Source organism: Mycobacterium sp. DBP42 (genome assembly GCF_005924235.1).
Taxonomy (GTDB): Bacteria; Actinomycetota; Actinomycetes; order Mycobacteriales; family Mycobacteriaceae; genus Mycobacterium; species Mycobacterium syngnathidarum.
Genome location: NZ_VCMY01000006.1, coordinates 82,541 through 99,880, shown reverse-complemented (window position 1 = coordinate 99,880; position 17,340 = coordinate 82,541). Strand labels below are relative to the sequence as shown.

At 66.5% G+C, this 17,340-nt stretch carries 18 protein-coding genes; 2 read left to right on the top strand and 16 right to left on the bottom strand.

Features of this window, described 5'->3' with window-relative positions; translation table 11 throughout:
* Positions 1–6: 6 nt before the first annotated feature.
* From E0T84_RS09240 to rpsB, 7 genes are all read right to left on the bottom strand, one after another.
* Positions 7–462 (bottom strand): DUF350 domain-containing protein, encoded by a 456-nt coding sequence (locus tag E0T84_RS09240; protein ID WP_110765104.1) that lies wholly within the window; start codon positions 460–462, stop codon positions 7–9.
* A gap of 22 nt (positions 463–484) precedes the next feature.
* The gene (locus E0T84_RS09235; protein WP_138744272.1) at positions 485–1,648 is read right to left on the bottom strand and encodes a glutathionylspermidine synthase family protein; all 1,164 of its coding nucleotides are present in this window, start codon (positions 1,646–1,648) and stop codon (positions 485–487) included.
* The gene (locus E0T84_RS09230; RefSeq protein ID WP_138744271.1) at positions 1,649–2,203 is read right to left on the bottom strand and encodes a hypothetical protein; all 555 of its coding nucleotides are present in this window, start codon (positions 2,201–2,203) and stop codon (positions 1,649–1,651) included.
* Positions 2,204–2,278: 75 nt separating this feature from the next.
* The gene (locus E0T84_RS09225; RefSeq protein WP_070944133.1) at positions 2,279–3,763 is read right to left on the bottom strand and encodes an amidase; all 1,485 of its coding nucleotides are present in this window, start codon (positions 3,761–3,763) and stop codon (positions 2,279–2,281) included.
* Positions 3,764–3,783: 20 nt separating this feature from the next.
* Complete coding sequence (locus E0T84_RS09220; RefSeq protein WP_070944134.1) at positions 3,784–4,638, bottom strand: LLM class F420-dependent oxidoreductase; 855 nt, start codon at positions 4,636–4,638, stop codon at positions 3,784–3,786.
* 286 nt (positions 4,639–4,924) lie between these two features.
* Positions 4,925–5,752 (bottom strand): translation elongation factor Ts, encoded by an 828-nt coding sequence (gene tsf / locus E0T84_RS09215; RefSeq protein WP_138744270.1) that lies wholly within the window; start codon positions 5,750–5,752, stop codon positions 4,925–4,927.
* 18 nt (positions 5,753–5,770) lie between these two features.
* The gene (gene rpsB, locus E0T84_RS09210) at positions 5,771–6,604 is read right to left on the bottom strand and encodes a 30S ribosomal protein S2 (RefSeq protein ID WP_138744269.1); all 834 of its coding nucleotides are present in this window, start codon (positions 6,602–6,604) and stop codon (positions 5,771–5,773) included.
* A gap of 327 nt (positions 6,605–6,931) precedes the next feature.
* Here rpsB and E0T84_RS09205 point away from each other — a divergent pair, with 327 nt between their 5' ends.
* Together E0T84_RS09205 and E0T84_RS09200 are read left to right on the top strand one after the other, a co-directional pair.
* Entirely contained in the window at positions 6,932–7,402 is a 471-nt protein-coding gene (locus E0T84_RS09205) for a M23 family metallopeptidase (protein WP_138744341.1), read from the top strand.
* A gap of 37 nt (positions 7,403–7,439) precedes the next feature.
* Positions 7,440–8,405 (top strand): TIGR03621 family F420-dependent LLM class oxidoreductase, encoded by a 966-nt coding sequence (locus E0T84_RS09200; RefSeq protein ID WP_171054959.1) that lies wholly within the window; start codon positions 7,440–7,442, stop codon positions 8,403–8,405.
* On the opposite strand, the gene E0T84_RS09195 is transcribed toward E0T84_RS09200, so the two are convergent.
* The 9 genes from E0T84_RS09195 to scnC form a co-directional block, all read right to left on the bottom strand.
* Complete coding sequence (locus E0T84_RS09195) at positions 8,389–9,327, bottom strand: alpha/beta fold hydrolase (protein WP_249383601.1); 939 nt, start codon at positions 9,325–9,327, stop codon at positions 8,389–8,391. The two genes, E0T84_RS09200 and E0T84_RS09195, sit on opposite strands and share 17 nt — an antisense overlap.
* Positions 9,293–10,171 (bottom strand): tyrosine recombinase XerC, encoded by an 879-nt coding sequence (locus E0T84_RS09190; RefSeq protein ID WP_371725771.1) that lies wholly within the window; start codon positions 10,169–10,171, stop codon positions 9,293–9,295. The genes E0T84_RS09195 and E0T84_RS09190 overlap by 35 nt, the downstream gene beginning before the upstream one ends.
* Positions 10,172–10,257: 86 nt before the next feature.
* Positions 10,258–12,180, bottom strand: a complete 1,923-nt coding sequence (locus tag E0T84_RS09185; RefSeq protein ID WP_138744267.1) for an acyl-CoA dehydrogenase — start codon at positions 12,178–12,180, stop codon at positions 10,258–10,260.
* Positions 12,177–13,223: an oxygenase MpaB family protein gene (locus E0T84_RS09180; protein ID WP_138744266.1), complete on the bottom strand. Its 1,047-nt coding sequence runs from the start codon at positions 13,221–13,223 to the stop codon at positions 12,177–12,179. Before E0T84_RS09180 ends, E0T84_RS09185 begins: the two co-directional genes overlap by 4 nt.
* Positions 13,224–13,245: 22 nt before the next feature.
* Positions 13,246–13,869: a TetR/AcrR family transcriptional regulator gene (locus tag E0T84_RS09175; protein WP_138744265.1), complete on the bottom strand. Its 624-nt coding sequence runs from the start codon at positions 13,867–13,869 to the stop codon at positions 13,246–13,248.
* A 197-nt stretch (positions 13,870–14,066) separates the two neighbouring features.
* Positions 14,067–15,227: an alpha-hydroxy-acid oxidizing protein gene (locus tag E0T84_RS09170; protein WP_138744264.1), complete on the bottom strand. Its 1,161-nt coding sequence runs from the start codon at positions 15,225–15,227 to the stop codon at positions 14,067–14,069.
* A gap of 46 nt (positions 15,228–15,273) precedes the next feature.
* Positions 15,274–16,140, bottom strand: a complete 867-nt coding sequence (locus E0T84_RS09165; protein ID WP_138744263.1) for a siderophore-interacting protein — start codon at positions 16,138–16,140, stop codon at positions 15,274–15,276.
* 87 nt (positions 16,141–16,227) lie between these two features.
* Positions 16,228–16,599 (bottom strand): thiocyanate hydrolase, encoded by a 372-nt coding sequence (locus E0T84_RS09160; RefSeq protein WP_138744262.1) that lies wholly within the window; start codon positions 16,597–16,599, stop codon positions 16,228–16,230.
* Between the two features lie 10 nt (positions 16,600–16,609).
* Entirely contained in the window at positions 16,610–17,320 is a 711-nt protein-coding gene (gene scnC, locus E0T84_RS09155) for a thiocyanate hydrolase subunit gamma (protein ID WP_138744261.1), read from the bottom strand.
* Positions 17,321–17,340 lie beyond the last annotated feature (20 nt).

The window sequence follows — 17,340 nt, the reverse complement described above, 5'->3', positions numbered from 1 at the left end:
CGCGAGCTACAGGATTGCCGCCGCGATGATCAGGCCGAAGGCCACATACGCGGCCGTCACCACCAGGACCTGCGGGGTGAACCTCTCGGAAGCCAGGACGCCGCCGATGTCGATGCCCTTGATCGCCCCGACCAACCGGACCGAGACAGCCTGAGCCGCAATGCCCAACAGACCGAACACCAGCGTGGTGATCAGGCCTTGGACCAAGTCACCCAGGGAGCTGTAGATGGCGATTACGACGATGAACGCCATCGACAACACGCCGGAAGCCGCCACCGCGGCGGCGTTGGGCCGCCCGGCCTGCACGAGTGTGCGCAGCGGGCCGGGCGTGGTCCAGTCGATGACGTAGAAGCCCAGGATCATCAGCGCCACACCGACAATCGAGTACAGCACGATCGCCGAAACGCCGTGTCCGAGGAACGACCAGTAATCGGAGCCGAGCGCAACCATGGTGGTAGTCATATTGGGGTTGTTCCTTCCGGGGTCACAGCGGGATGCGGTGTGGCACAAAGGCAGCGCCGTTGTCGGTGACGAGACCAGAAGTCTCGCGGATTCCGAGTCCGGCGGATTCGTCGCCGACGATCCACGCCCCCAATGCCGGGCGCATGTCGTCGAATTGTGGAAGCGGATCGAGCAGTTGGTATACGTAGCCCTCTTCGCCGTACACACCGCCCGTCTCGGTCTCGTACCCGGCACCCACGATGGTGATGTTGGCACCCTCACGCCCCAATTTGGGTTTGCGCACGTAGTCGGTCAGCTCATGCGGGTCGTCGACATAGGCAGGCAACAGATTCGGATGCCCGGGGTACATCTCCCACAACACCGCCAGGATCGCCTTGTTGCTCAGCAACGTCTTCCACAGCGGTTCCACCCACATCGTGGCCGGCAACTGTTCGACGGCCCGGCGGCCGAAATCGTCGTCGAGCATCCACTCCCACGGGTAGAGCTTGAAGATCGACGACATCGGAGCTTCCTCCAGGTCGACGAAGCGGTCGAGATCCTGGTCGAACCCGATGTCCTCGATGGCCAGGCCCACGGTGTGCAGACCGGCTTCGGCTGCGCACTCCTGCAGGTAGGCCACCGTGACGTGGTCCTCGCCGGTGTGCTCAGCACCCGACCAGGTGAAATAAGTCTCGGCACCCGGGAGCTGGTCACGGATCTCAGTCCAGCGGGCAACCAGCTTCTCGTGCAACGAGTTCCATTGATCGTCGGCTGGGTAGACGTCGGTCTTCCAGTGCCACTGCAGGATCGCCGCCTCCAGCAGCGTGGTGGGCGTATCGGCGTTGTATTCCAACAGGACCGGCGGCCGACGGCCGTCATAACGTAGGTCGAATCTGCCGTACAGGTGCGGATCGCTTCGCCGCCAAGACTTCTCGATATGCTCCCAGCTCCACTCGGGAAGCCCGAAATCGCGGTAGCGACCGGTCAGCACGACGTGCTCAACAGCTTCAAGGCACATCGAGTGGAGCACCTCGACGGAGGCCTCGATCGACAGCACTTCGTCCATGTCGAACACGTAGTGCACCGATTCGTCCCAGTACGGGCGGTCGGCTCCGGTCGCGTCGCGCGCCGGAGTCCCGTAACACATCCCCTGGTCGGCGACGATCTGTTCCCAGCCCGGTCGCGGGGAACTACGTTGGCGGCGCATTCAGCTCCCTGAACTTTTGCCGTAGCTCGACGACGAGCCGAAACCGCCGCGCGAGATCGATGTCCCCGACTTCGTCCTGGCGGTGGTCCCCTTGGGCATCTCCAATGTCCCGCCGCGTGCGATGGTGCCAACCCCACCGTTGTTGCCGCCGTAGTAATAGCGGTACGGCGAACCCAAGTAGATGAAGGTGCCGCCGGCGCTGCTGTGGCCACTGGAACAGTACGAGTCCGGCACGACCTCGTTGGTGCCGTCCTTGACGCAGGACGCCGCGATCTCTTCTTTGTGCAACAGGTGGTAGCCCAGCGCGATGACACCGACGACACCGACCACGGCCACCGAGCCCATCAGTACCTTCTTGCCCGTGGCCGCACGCTGGTCGCGGGTCTCCTGCTGGAGCCGGGCCCATTCCTCGGCGGCCTCGCGTTCCTTCTGCATCTTGTCGCGCTGTCGCGCCTCGGCCACCGTCGGCGGCCGTGGCGTGGCGGTAGCCGGATCCTGCCAGCGAATCGATCCCCGACCGTCCTGGCTCCACTGCTCCTCTGGCCCAGACGTCATTCAACCCCCCGCAAAGTCCGACACCTGCCGGTCATCATAGGAGCAGGCTCGGAGTACCCGCCCAGCGCCCGACGTCTATTTCGCCGCTTTTCGCGCTCGCCTGCGCGGGGCAGCCGGGGCCGGGTCCTGAATCCGCGGCCATGGCCTGGCCTCCTCGAGCTCGAAAGCCAGTTCCAGCAGCAGGGCTTCACGGCCGCGGGTCGTCGACAGCATCATCCCCGCGGGCAAGCCGTTGGCCGTCTGGGCCAGCGGCAGCGAGATCGCCGGATCCCCGGTGGCGTTCTGCAGCGGCGTGAAGGCCACCCAGCTCAGCAGTCGGTCGATGATCTGTTCGTAGTCCGCCGCCGGGTCGAGCCGGCCGATCTCCAGGGTGGGCTCGGCCAAAGTGGGCATGAGCACCGCGTCGTAACTGTTGGACAACCGCTCGGTGATCCGCCGCGACCGGGCCAGCCGGGCGATCGCCGCGGGGACACGATAGAGGTTGCGGGAGGCGTGCCGTTCCAGCCCCAACGTGAGATTGTCCAGTTTGTCGCGGTCGAAACCGGGGCCGAAGGACCGCTTGCCTCCGCGCACCAGGGCATACGCCAAAAATGCCCAGTACAACAGGAAATCGTCCTTGAACCGAGCCTGGACCGGATTGCCGATCACGGTGATCCGGTGGCCGAGTTCTTCGAGCAGCGCGGCTGTCTTGTGGGTCAGTTCGGTCATCTCGACACCGGCGTCGTGGACGACGGACTGCGTGCACACCGCGATACGCAGACGCTGCTTGCCCGGGCGGCTGATGTCACCGATCGGCGGCAGTTTGGGGTTGCGGTAGACCCGCTCCATCTCCCGCAGCAGCGCGGCGGTGTCACGCACCGATCGGGTCAGTACACCGTCGGACACGATCCGCAACGGCATCGTGCGCATGTCCTTGTCCTGCGGCAGCCGGCCCCGCGTCGGTTTGAGACCGACCAACCCGTTACACGCGGCCGGGATCCGGATCGACCCTCCCCCGTCATTGGCGTGCGCGATGGGAACCACCCCTGCCGCGACGAATGCCCCCGAACCCGACGACGAGGCGCCCGCCGTGTAGGCAGGGTTCCACGGGTTGCGGACCGGCCCGAGGCGCGGGTGCTCACACGACGCGCTGAACCCGAACTCCGAGAGCCGCGTCTTGCCCAGCGGTACCAACCCGGTGGCCAGGTAGGCGCGGGCGAAGTCGCCGTTGGCCGGTTCGGGCTGAGGCTCCCACGCGTCGGTTCCGCGCATGGTCGGCATCCCCTCGACCGCCGCGTTGTCCTTGACGAAGGTCGGGACGCCGTCGAAATACCCGCCGTAGCTGCTGGGTGCGGCACCCCGGGCGTGGGCCCGGTCGAAGGCTTCGAACGCCAAACCGTTGAGAGTCGGATTGACCGCTTCGACCCGGGCGATCGCCGCCTCGATCAGATCTGCTGCCGACACCCGCCCGGCCCGCAACTCCTCGACCAGGCCGACCGCATCGTGCTCGCCGAGGGCATCATCGCCGAAGGCACTGCAACGGGTCGGGGCTTTTCGCGCGGGGCGCGGACCGCTAGTCACGCTGCGACGCTAGCAGTCCGTCACTGCGCCCGAGCCACGCTCTGCAGCGCGGCCAGATGCTCGTCGACTGTCCGCAGGCCAGCGCCCATGGTGTTCACCGTGACATGGGTGGCTCCGGCGTCAGCCCATGCCGCGATGTCGGCGGCGGTTTTGTCCGGATCGCCGGCCCAGGCCACCCGACCCTCCATTCCGATGGTCGCCGGGTCGCGTTCGGCCGAGACGGCGGCACGCTCGACTCGGGCCCTGGCCTCCTCGAGCTCGACACCGGGCGCAACCATGGGGAACCAACCGTCGCCCAAACGTCCGGCCCGCTCCAGGGCCCGGGCAGAGGACCCTCCGAACCACACCGGGATCGGGCGCTGTACGGGCAACGGCGCCAGACCGGCCCCGGTCACCCGGTGGTACCGGCCCTCGAACGTTACCGAGGATTCGGTCCACAACCGACGCATCAGCTCGACCTGCTCCTCGGACCGCTTGCCGCGGTTCCCGAATTCCTCGCCGAGCGCCTCGTACTCGACCTGGTTCCAGCCCAGCCCCACGCCCAGGCGCAATCGCCCCTCGGTGAGCAGGTCTACCTCGGCCGCCTGCTTGGCCACCAGCACAGCTTGGCGCTGCGGCAGGATGACCACGCCGGTGACCAGCTCCAGCGAGGTGACCGCGGCGAGGTAGCCGAACATCACCATCGGCTCGTGGAACGTGGTGTACAGGTCATAGGGCCCGGACCAGTCCCGATGCACTGCCGGATCGGCCCCGACGACATGGTCATAGGCCAGAATGTGGGTGAAGCCCAACTCTTCGACACGCTGGCCGTAGGCGCGCACGGCTCCCGGATCTCCGCCGAGTTCCGTCTGCGGAAATACCACACCTATGCGCATGTCACCTCCAACACCATTGCTACCTGCCACACTCCCACATCGGCAAAGCCAGTCGCCCCTGCGTGAGCAACTACCCGGCACCGACCGGGTCACGAATGGACAAAACCCCGCACTTTGGGTGTCTGGGCTTCCTGCGGCGAGCCGGGAAGAACAAAACCCCGCGCTTCCGGGATCGCCGGATCAAGCGCGGGGTTTTGCGACGAGCGGCCGACGGCTGAGCCGTCCATCGGGTGTGGACGGCTGAGCCGTCAAACCGGGTGTGGTGTGCCGCCCGAGTCTTCTGGTGCTAGGCCTGACCGACCTCGAACCGCACGAAGCGGGTCACGGTCACCCCGGCCTCGTCGAGCAGGGCCTTGACGGACTTCTTGTTGTCGGACACCGACGGCTGGTCCAGCAGCACGACATCCTTGTAGAAGCCTGTGACGCGGCCTTCGATGATCTTGGGCAGCGCCTGCTCGGGCTTGCCCTCTTCCTTCGCGGTCTCCTCGGCGATGCGCCGCTCGTTGGCGACGATGTCGGCCGGGACGTCCTCACGGGTGAGGTACTTGGCCTTGAGCGCGGCGATCTGCAGGGCGACCGAGTGAGCGGCCTCCTTGCCCTTGTCCGCGTCCCCGGCGCTGTACTCGACCAGCACACCGACGGCCGGCGGCAGGTCCGCGGCACGCTTGTGCAGGTAGGTCTCGACCGTGCCGTCGAAGTAGGCGGCCCGACGCAGCTCGAGCTTCTCGCCGATCTTGGCGGACAGGTCGGCGACGGCCTGCTCGACCGTGGTGTCACCGATCTTGGCAGCCTTGAGAGCGTCCACGTCGCCGGCCTTGGCGGCAGCGGCGGCCGCCACGACCTGGTTGGCGAGCTCCTGGAATTCGGCGTTCTTGGCGACGAAGTCGGTCTCGGAGTTCAGCTCGATGAGAGCGCCGTCCTTGGCCGCGACCAGACCCTCGGCGGTGGCGCGCTCCGCGCGCTTGCCGACGTCCTTGGCGCCCTTGATACGGAGCAACTCGACGGCCTTGTCGAAATCGCCGTCCGATTCGGCCAGCGCGTTCTTGCAGTCCATCATGCCGGAGCCGGTCAGCTCCCGAAGGCGCTTGACGTCGGCAGCGGTGTAATTAGCCATGTAAGACTTCTCCTGGAATTACGAAGCGTCAGTGGATGTTTCGGGTGCAGCAGCGGCCTCACCCTCGCCGGCGCCTGCGGTCGCACCGGCCAGCAGCTCCTGCTCCCACTCGGCGAGCGGCTCGGCGCCCTCGGCCTGAGCTTCTCCATCACCCTTGCCTGCGCCGGCTCGGGCCTGCAGGCCCTCGGCCACCGCGGAGGCGACGACCTTGGTCAGCAGGGCAGCCGAACGGATGGCGTCGTCGTTGCCCGGGATCGGGTAGTTGACCTGATCCGGATCGCAGTTGGTGTCCAGGATCGCGATGACCGGGATGCCCAGCTTGATGGCCTCGTTGACCGCCAGGTGCTCCTTGTTGGTGTCGACGACCCAGATGGCCGAAGGCACCTTCTGCATGTCCCGGATACCGCCGAGGCTGCGCTCCAGCTTGTTCTTCTCACGCGTGAGCATGAGGATTTCCTTCTTGGTGCGCCCCTCGAAGCCACCGGTCTGCTCCATGGCCTCAAGCTCCTTGAGGCGCTGAAGGCGCTTGTGCACGGTGGAGAAGTTGGTGAGCATGCCGCCCAGCCAGCGCTGGTTCACGTACGGCATGCCGACGCGGGTGGCCTCTTCGGCGATGGACTCCTGCGCCTGCTTCTTGGTGCCGACGAACAGGACGGTGCCACCGTGGGCAACCGTCTCCTTGACGAACTCGTAAGCCTTGTCGATGTAGGTCAGCGTCTGCTGTAGATCGATGATGTAGATGCCATTGCGGTCGGTGAAGATGAACCGCTTCATCTTGGGGTTCCAGCGTCGGGTCTGATGCCCGAAGTGAGCGCCGCTGTCCAGCAGCTGCTTCATGGTCACAACAGCCATGAGCTCATTCCTTTATGTTGTCGGTTGCCGCCCGGCTTCGGGTGATGCCAGGCCCTGGTGCCTGCCGGTTGCCGAACCCGCTCTGGGAAACCCCAGGTCAGGACCGTCGGCACCCGTGTACGACCCCGTTTAGGCGATCGATGTGCGCAGACACGCGAAGTCAGCCCGCAAGCGAGCTGCGGGTAGAAGTTTACACGCTGCTGGTGGGTGCTTTTACCACGCGGCAAACGCGGGCCCGTTCATCCACAGACTCGATATCGGGGCTTCCGAACCGGCTGGGATTGACGGTGAACTGGGGCGGTGAGGTTTGCCGCGGCGGCGCTGCTGATGACCATGGCGTGGGCATGGCCGGCGGCCGCGCACGCCGAAGGCTCCCGGCTGCACTGGCCGGTGTCCCCGCGGCCGACGGTGACCAGGGGTTTCGATGCGCCTTCCCCCAATTGGAACCGCGGCCACCGAGGCGTCGACCTGGCTGCCGTCCCCGAGCAGCCGGTCTATGCCGCGGGGGGCGGCACCGTGGTGTTCGCCGGAGTCCTGGCCGGGCGGCCGGTGGTCTCGGTGGCCCACCCGGGCGGGCTGCGCACCAGCTACGAGCCGGTACAGGCCGTGGTGCGGCCCGGACAGACCGTCACCGCCGGCCAGCTGCTCGGCCCGCTGCTGGCCGGTCATCCGGGGTGCGCGGCGACGGCCTGCCTGCATTGGGGGGCGATGTGGGGTGCGGCCGCCCGGGCGGACTACGTCAACCCGTTGGGGCTGCTGGCCGAGACACCGATCCGCCTCAAACCACTGGCCAGGTGACCCGTGCACCCCGAGCGTGCGGCCTAGTGTCGAAACCATGACCGTCGCGGCGCAATCCCATCGCACCCGGCCGATGCGATTCGGTCTGCACACCGCGCTACCCCGCGGTGCTGCTTTCGCGGAGTTCGCCCGCACGGTCGAGGAATCCGGATTCGACGTGCTGACCATTCCCGATCATCTCGCGCCGACGCTGGCCCCGTTCAGCGGTGCCGCCACCGCCTGTGCGGTCACCTCACATCTGCGCACCGGCACATTGGTGCTCAACAACGATCTGCGCCACCCGGTCGACACCGCCCGGGAAACGGTGAGCGTGGCCGCGCTGTCCGGTGGGCGGTTCGAGTTGGGCCTGGGTGCGGGCCACATGAAGTCCGAATATGACGCCGCCGGGCTGAAATTCGATCCCGGTGGCACGCGGGTTGACCGGCTGATCGAGTCGGTGGAGGTGATCCGTCCACTGCTGGCCGGCGAGCCCGTGGATGTTGACGGTGCGCACTACTGCGTGCGGGCGGACGCCGGTGCCCTGGTCGCGCCGCCTGACGTCGACGTCCCGCTGCTCATCGGCGGTAACGGCACACGCGTGCTGCAACTGGCCGGTCGAATCGCCGACGTCGCCGGGCTGGCTGGTTTCAGCCACAACCACGACGCCACCGAGGTGCGGCTGACCCATTTCGGTGTCGCGGGGTTGCTGGACCGGATCGAGGTCGTCGCCGACGCCGCGGGTGACCGATTCGAAGCCATCGAACTCAATGCCTTGCTGCAGTTCGTGGTCCACACCGACGACCCGGCGGCCGCGGCGGCGGAGGTGGCCGGACCGCTGGGAACATCGGCGGAACTGCTGTTGGAATCGCCGTTTGCGCTGTTCGGCACCTATGAGCAGATGGCCGAGGCGTTGGTGGACCGCCAACGCCGGTTCGGGATCAGCTATTGGACGGTGTTCGACGAATGGCCCGGCCGCGAATCCGCGCTGCCGCACATCGCCGAGGTGCTCAAGCTGTTGCGTTGATGTTCCGCAGGAATCCGATGATCGCATCGAGCACGACGTCAGGACGGTCGCGCTGAACCCAATGTCCGGCGCCTGCAACCACTGTGAGGTGGGCATCGGGGATGAGTCCGGCCGCGGCGCGAGCCCGCGCGACGGGAACGCCGGGATCGCGGTCGCCGTGGACGACGAGAGTGGGGCACCTCAGCTCGCCCAGCCGTGGCGTGTAGACGGTGCGCAGCAGGTTCCACCGCACCTGGTCGCGTTGCCATTGTTCGAATGCGTCGAATCCGCCGGGTTGTTCTGCCGCAGTCATGATCTCGTCCAACAACTCGTCGGTCAGCTGTCGCGGATCCCTGATCAGCGCGTGCATGCTGCGGGTCATCGCGGCCCGGTTGCCGCCCGCCCAACGGGTCACCGCACCGAGCAGACCCGTCCGCAGCATCGCCCAGGTGACCAGCTGGCGGACGCCCGACAGCGGTCCGTCCGACAGCCTCGGCATGAGGCCGTAGCTGCCCAGCAACATCGCGCCGGTCACCCGGTCCGGCCGGTCGAGCACATGGCCGATGGTCATCCCGCCGCCGAGCGACAACCCGCCGATCACGTAGCGGTCCAACTGAATCCGGTCGACGAACTCCCCTACGTAGGCGACCAACCGTTCCTGGGTCACCGCCACTCGCCCCGGCGGACTCTGGCCATAGCCGGGGTGGTCCGGGGCGATGACGCGACAACCCGCCTCGGCCAGTCGGGGGCCGATACCACCCCACGACAACGAAGCGTTGTCCACGCCGCCGCCGTGCAGCAATACGACGGTTGAAACGGGTTGGTGTGGCGCCCAGGTGAGATACGAGACGGGTCCGGATGGCAGGTCCACAGTGGATCGAATTGCGGGTTTCTCCTCTTCGGCGATGTCAGGCGCGCGGGTGAGCTTGGTCGTGCACGGCACGCAACCGCTCCACGGTGACATGGGTGTACAGCTGCGTGGTGGCCAAGGAGGTGTGGCCCAGCAATTCCTGCACGATGCGCAGATCGGCACCGCCTTCGAGCAGGTGGGTGGCCGCGCTGTGACGCAGCCCGTGCGGGCCGATGTCGGGGGCGCCGTCGACGGCGGAGACCGTCTGATGCACCACGGTGCGGGCCTGACGCGGGTCCAGCCGTTTCCCTCGGGCCCCGAGCAACAACGCCGGTCCGGAATCGGCAGTGGCCAACGCCCGACGACCCTCGGTGAGCCACGCCGTCAAAGCGATGTGCGCAGGCTCACCGAACGGGACCGTGCGCTGTTTGTTGCCCTTGCCCAGCACCTGCAGCACCCGCCGTGAGGTGTCGATGTCGTCGATGTCCAACCCGCACAGCTCGCTGACACGGATGCCGGTCGCGTACAGCATCTCCACGACCAGCCGGTCCCGAAGCGCGAGCGGATCACCCTCGCGGGCAGCGGAATTCATCGCCTCCATGGCATTGATCGCCTGATCGCGGCGGAGCACCGCGGGCAGCGTGCGGTGGGCTTTGGGAACCTGCAGCCGCGCAGCGACGTCGTCGGTCAGCAGTCCCCGCCGGGCCGCCCAGGTAGAAAAGGTCTTGACCGTCGAAGTGCGCCGCGCCAGCGTGGTCCGCGCTGCCCCGGCCGCAGCCTGGCCGGCCAGCCACGACCGCAGCGCCGGCAGGGTCACGGTCTCCGGCCCGCCACCGGTGAAATCGAACAACGCCACCAGGTCACCCCGGTACGCCCGGCGCGTGTGCTCCGACCGGCCGCACTGCAGCGCCAGGTATTCATCGAACTCGGCGAGCACATCCGGGACCGCGGGCACCCTGCCACGGTGGCAGAAGTCCGCCGGCCCTGCAGCCGACGCGCCGAGCCGCTACCGTCGCGTGACCATCACGGGGTCATCTCGTAGCGGCCGGCCAGTCCGCGTGCGGCGGTCACCACACGATCGCGGCGTGCGGCGTCGGCCACCGGTTGCTTGACGATGTCGAGGGCACGCTGCTGTTGCACCGCCGTGGCATCGGGGTGGCAATGCAGCTTGGTCGCGTGCGTGGCCATGTCGGTGACGAGCACCTCGAACAGCTGGTCGATCAGGTTGGCGTCGATCGCTTCGATCTCGGCCTGCTCGAGGATCAGCTGGGCGTACGGGATGAGGGTGAACATCTCCCCGATCGCGAACAGGAAGTCCACGTTGCGCTGCTGCTCGGCGTTGGGCGTGGCCACCGCGAGCAGCGTTTGCAACGCCTGGGCCTGGTCGAGGAAGACCGCGACATTCGGCGTCGACGAGAACCGGTGCAGCACCGACTGCCAGTCGCCGAACCTGATCTTCGCCAGCCCACTGCTCGGCCCCTGCCGGAACAAGAAGTCGTCGTTGGCCGCATCCCGGCGGGTCGGGATTTCCGGTAGCTCGACCAGCAGCGGCTTGAGTTGCGGAATCCGTTGCGCCACCGGCAAACCAGCGATGGCGCCGCCGGCCGCCCGCAGGCCTCCGGCGAGCGCACCGAGCACCGGAGCCGGAGCCCGCCCGACCGGCAGTAGGTTCAACGCGGCCAGGCCGGCATCCGACGCGCCGAACATGTAGTTCTGCATGAACTTCAGCGACAGTGCCATGTTGACGTGCACCGTGCCCTCCAGGCGCGGCAGGCCGGTGAGCCCCAGCAGCGCCATGGTGAAGTACATGTCGGATTCGAAGGCCCGCGCCGCGATGGTGTCGGCGAGCAGCGTGACGATCTTCTCGCCCTCGCGGGTGACGTTCATCTTCTCGATCGCGTTGAACAGCAGGTAGCGCCGGTCGTTCGGGTTCGCGCTGCGCATGTAGTCGATCGCCCGCTCGCTGTAGAGCTTCATCCCGACCAGACGGGCGTAGCCGTCGGCGAGCATGCGGCGGATCTGCGGGAATTCGGTGACCCGCTGGCCGAACAGCACACGGTTCTCGGCGTGGGTGACGGCCTCGTACATGGCGTGCTCACACGCCCCGATCGCCCCGAATCCGAGGTTGAACTTGCCGATGTTGACGGTGTTGATCGCGGCGTTGAAGGCCGCCTTGCCCGCATGCAGGATGTCGTCCGCGCTGACCCGATAGTCCTCCAGGTCGAACGCCGCGACGTACATCTGGCCGTCGACGACGTTCTTACGCAGGTGGTAGCTCGAATGTTGGCTGTCGGCGGCGAAGAACAGGTATCCCTCGAAGTCCTGCTCGGGACGGCGCCGATCGAGATCGGAACTGTCGATGATCGGTTTGTCGGAGCGACGGCCGAATACCGAGACCATGCCGGCGAGATTCCCGTTGCCGATGTAGTACTTGCCACCGGTCGCGGTATATGAACCGTCTGGTCTGGGTTCCAGCATCATGTCGGTGGAGTAGACGTCGGCGCCGTGGGACTGCTCGGACAGTCCGAACGCGAAGATCTCCCCCGAGTCGAGCAGGGCGGCAGCCTTTTTGCGCGCGATCTCATTCTCCGATTGCCAGATCGGCCCGAGCCCGAGGATCGTCACCTGCCAGACATACCAGTACTGCATGCCGTAGAACCCCAGGATCTGGCTGTACATGGCATTGCGCGCGGTGTCCCAGCGCTTGTCTGGGTCGCCGTCGGCCTGCGAGGCCGGCGTCAGGAATGTCGCGAAGATGGCCTCCCGCTTGACCAGATCGAGAAAATCGCTGTACCAGACCCGATCCCGGTCCTGCTGCTTGAGCCAGCGCTTGCCGTGCGACTCGAAGAAATCGATGGTGGCCCGGAAGATCTCCCGGGTTCTGGTGTCGAACTGGTCGAAGTCGGTCCGGTTCGGGTCGAACAGGACATCCGATCGTGTGGTCACGCCAAACTCCCTAGATAGGACTGAGATTCGATGAGGCCTTCATCGCTGGGCAGTTGCCCCTGCCCGAACACCCGCTCGTGCTGGCGGGCCCGCAGCTCGTGGTGCGCGTCGGCGGGTTTGACGTAGCCGTAGCGCCTGCGTCCTTCTTCCGGGCTGAGCACTTCGGCGGACCGCGGCGGGATGCCCATGATATAAGGGCCGGCGATCGGTGCCACGGACGGCGCAATGATCTTGGCCACCAACAGCTTCAGCCGCGGTACCCGGTCGACGACGCCGAACCCGAGCTTGAGCACCGGCCGTACGGCCAGGTCGACCGCGCGCGGCTGATCGAATCCGCTGAGCTTGCGCATCCACCGTGGCATGGTGGCGATGGTGCCCGCCCGCAGAAACCGGTTGAGAATCTCGATGGCCGGCCTCGCGATGCGCGGCGCGGGCGGCAGCACCACCTTGGCGTTGAGCAGGTGGTCCATCATGGCGCGGGCGGCCTCGCTGACCGCAAGGTGCGGCCGCATCTGTTCGAAGTAGGCGTTGATACCTTCGCGGGTCCGCGGGACATCGGCCGGATCGCAGGTCTGGAACTCTGCGGCGCGTGCGCAGTCCTGCCAGTAGCGGGCCTCCTCCTCCGCCGTCAGTTTTCCGCCGCCGTAGCATTCGTAGGCCTTGAGCACCGAGTGCCAGCCGGTGAGCAGGATCCACAGCTGCGAATCCGGGTCGTTCGCGTCGTACTTGTTGCCACTCAGGGGTTCGGTGCCAATGGCTTTCGAGTGAACTTTCACGAGCACGTCGGCGGCTTTGAGCACCGATTCGGTGTCGGCGAAGGCGACCATCGCGAAGTAGCGCACGGTCCGGTCGTAGCGGGTGCGGGGTCGATCGTAGTTGGCACCGGTGGTATCGACCGCGGCGATCAGCGCAGGGTCGAGTTCCTCGACCACCACCGCGCGCTGCAGTCCGATGATCGGCGTGGTCGCATGACCCCAGACCTTCCACGTCACCGAATCCGGTCCGAAGAACCCGTAATCAGCCATCGGCTGAAGATCAGACATGTGACAACTCCTCAGTTCTAACTCAGGCGGAGCGAAACGCCCGATAGGTGGCCGATCCGATGAATTCACCCAATGAATTTGGGGTCCAGTCTTTTCCGTCGTCATGCAACAAGGTCCGCACCGCGCCTTCACAGGTGGAGACGAACTGCTCGACCAGCACAGGTAGCTTCTTGTCGGCGTCGGTGGTACCCCAACGTTGCAGCGTGGGCGCCAACCGGCGGGAGACCTTGCCGACCATCAGCGCGCGACCATTGCGGAAGTGCTTGGCCACGGCCGGGTCCGGGTCGGCGCTCATCACGAGCCGCCAGGAATCAGGGCGCCCGGCGACGGCCTCAAGTAGGGCTTGGAAACCCTCGACGAAGACGGTTTCGTCGGCGTCGGCGCGACCGTGGGGCAGCGCGTCGATTGCCCCCTGGACCAGCAGCGCCAATTCCCGCTCGAGCAATGCCCTCAGCAATTCGACCCGGTCAGGGAAACACGAGTACACAACCGGCCGGGTGACCTTGAGTCGCTGAGCCACCGCGCCGATCGTGACCGCGGCGACCCCCTCCGTCACCGCGATCGCCAGGGCCGCATCCAGCACCTGTGGGCGCCGCCGCTCGGGCCCCAGGTGGGCGGCCCTGCGTCGGACGGTTTCTACACTCATGAAGGAAAATGCTACACGGATGAAGAATCATTGACCAGACAGCATGAGCTGGCTTTTTACTTCCACTTCGTCATGCTGGAGTGGCCATCGAGTTCGGATGCCACTCCAGCGTGATGTGATGCAGGGGGCGGGCTCGATGCTTACGGACCGCGACCCGTCGAGGGGTGACGCAGTCTCGTTCGCAAGCGGTGAGGCGGTCAGTCCACCCGACGCAGGGCATCGGGCGTGAGATCGGCCAGCGTCGGATACCCGTCGACGCCCATGATCAGGTCGGCCTCGGCGAGCAACGACCGCAGCACGTGCACGATGCCGTCGGCCCCACCCAGCGCCAGGCCGTACGCATACGGGCGGCCGACGCCGACTGCGGTGGCACCCAACGCGAGCGCTTTGACGATGTCGGCCCCGTTGCGGATTCCCGAATCGAACAACACCGGCAACCCGTCGGCTGCCTCGACCACACCGGGCAGGCAATCGATGGCGGGCAGACCGCCATTGGCTTGGCGCCCACCATGATTGGAGCAGTAGATGCCGTCGGCGCCCCCGTCCTTGGCGCGGCGGACGTCGTCGGGGTGACAGATGCCCTTCAGGATCAGTGGCAGCTTCGTCAGCGACCGCAGCCACGGAAGGTCATCCCAGGTCAGCGGGTTGCCGAACAGGCTCACCCAGCGCAGCACGGTGGCCTGCGGGTTCTCCTCGGGTGCTTGCTGCAGGCCGGCCCGGAACACCGGGTCACTGGTGTAGTTGGACAGGCACTTTCCGCGGAGCTGCGGAAAGTTCGACGTGGCCAGGTCCCGCGGGCGCCACCCCGGCACCCAGGTGTCGAGCGTGACGACGATGCCCTTGTACCCGGCCGCCTCGGCGCGCCGCACCAGGCTGGCGGCCAGGTCTTTGTCGGTCGGCGTATACAACTGGAAAAAGCCTGGGGTCTCGCCGAATTCGGCGGCGACGTCTTCCAGCGGATCCTCGGTCAGGGTGGACACCACCATGGGCACCCCGGTGCGGGCGGCGGCGCGGGCACCGGCCAGGTCTCCGTGACCGTCCTGACCGCAGATGCCCAGCACCCCGATCGGTGCCATGAACAACGGCGAGGGCAGTTGCAGCCCGAACAGATCCACGGACAGATCGCGCTCGCGGTGCGCGTTGAACATGCGCGGGATCAGACCCCACCGGTCGAACGCCGTGCGGTTGACCCGCTGAGTTCGTTCGTCACCGGCGCCCCCGGCCACATAGGACCAGATCGATGCCGGCATGGCGGCTTGGGCTTTGGCCTCCAGGCTCGCATAGTCCATCGGCATGGTCGGCAGCACGCCGGACAGCCCCTGCAGGTAGATCTCGAGTTGGTAGTCGCCGTATGCCATGACGGCTACCTTGCCATCCCGGACCCGTCCTGGATGGCACTCGGACTCAGCCGGCGGTGTCGGCCTCGGCTTTTGCCAACTCGGCCTTCCACTGCCGGAAAGTCTCCTCGGTGCGCCCACGGCGCCAATATCCCGAGATCGACGCCGCCCACTTCGCGGCGACGCCTCGTTCCTTGCGGATGTAGGGGCGCAAGTTGTGCATGACGGCTTGGGCCTCGCCGTGGATGAACACCTGAACCTGGCCCGGCAGCCAGGCGGCCTCCTTCACCGCGGCGATCAGCGGTGCGTTGTCTCCAGCGTGGTCGTCACCCACCATGTCGGCACGACCGCCGCGATGGATCCAGTTGACCTCGACCCCGGCGGGGGCGGTCAGCTCGACTTCTTCCTGCGGACCGGCCACCTCGATGAAAACCTTGCCGATCGCATTGTCGGGTAAGGCCTCCAACGCGGCCGCGATGGCCGGCAGCGCCGATTCGTCTCCGGCAAGCAGGTGCCAGTCGGCGGCCGGGTCGGGGGTGTAGGCCCCGCTGGGCCCCATCAGGTAGGCGGGTTGGCCTGGTACCGCCGCTGCGGCCCATGGGGCGGCCACGCCCTGCTCGCCGTGCACGACGAAATCGATGGTGATCTCGCCGCGCTCCTTGTCGACTTTGCGCACCGTGTAGGTACGCACCGTCGGTCGGAGTTCAGCGGGCAGCTCCTGAAAGCTGTCCAGCGTCAAGGGCTTCGGGAGCACCGACACATCCACATTCGCCGGAACGATGACGAGTTTGGCGTAGGCATCGCTGAAGTCGTTGGGCGAGAACGTGTCAAAGCCCGTGCCCTCGCCGGATCCACCCAGTACCAGGCGGACGATATGGTCGGTCAACTGCTCGCGATGCACCACCTGAAACGTGTGCACGGGCCGTCCTGCCATGGCGCCTCCAAAAGTTTCTGCCGCTCATTGATTAGCCGACCTCATCGACTATACGGAGACCAGACGCCGGCTTGGGGGCTCCGTGATTCAGGCCTCGAGTCGCCTCCGGACCGCTGCCAGCCTCCTCTGCAGCTCGGACTCGGTGATCACGCCACGGGCCAGCAACGAGTGAGCAAGGGCCACGAGTTGGTTCTCGGGGTACGGCAGGTCGGCATAGACAGTGGTCGACAGCAGGTCTTCCTCGTCGCGGCGTTGTTTGAAATCAGGCACCCCGATGTCGCAGGCGGCACGGTCGAGGGCGTCGCAGAAACCGTCGAGGCTGGTCTTCCAGGGGGGAACCAGGTTTTCGACGCCGTATTTCTCGGCCATCCGTGGCCATACCTGATTGCGTTCGACGATCCGCGCGAGCGTCGGAATTGGGTCGTCCCCCAGCGGTACCGGGTCATACGATGCACTCATCCGGGGCTCCTCAGTCACCGGCGGGATGCATCGCAGGCCGGGTGTCGGTGACGACGTTGGTGGTCACACCGGCCTTGGGCAGTGCCACACCGATGAGGCAGTCGCGGGTGATGATCTCGGTGAGCTGATCCTCGGTCCAGCCGTCGGTGCCCGCCGGACGCATCGGCATGACCATGAAGCGATGCTTCTGATTCGAATCTTGCACGCGCACGTCAACACTGCCGGGCAGGTACAGCCCGAACTCTGCCAGCACCTGCCTCGGCCAACGGACGAGGCGGCGCCGGTAGTTGGGGGTCCGGTACCACTCGGGCGAATTGCCGAGAATCGGCCGCGGATAACACGAGCACAGCGCACACACGATCACATGGTGCACGGTGGGGGTGTCTTCGAGGATCTGAAATGCGGTGAAGTCGCTCGGTGTCCCGAATCCGGTGGGCTCCAGCCAGTCGACACCGACTTCCTTGCTGGCTGTCATCGGCTCGGCCACGGCCAGCTGTTTGAAGTCGGGGTCCAGCCAGGCTCGGGCGACCAGCCGGGCGGCCGGGGTCGGTCCGATCTGTTCGGCGAACTCGGTGAACAGCCGGTGCTCTTCTGCGGTGAAAATTCCTTTTTCGATACATAATTCGCGCAACGCGATCTCGAGTACCTCGAAGTCGGTGATCTCGTCGACCATCGGCTTGACGGTGCGCTCGTGGTCGTGGTCATGGTCGTGCTCTGCCATGGTGCGCCCTTCTTGAGGAG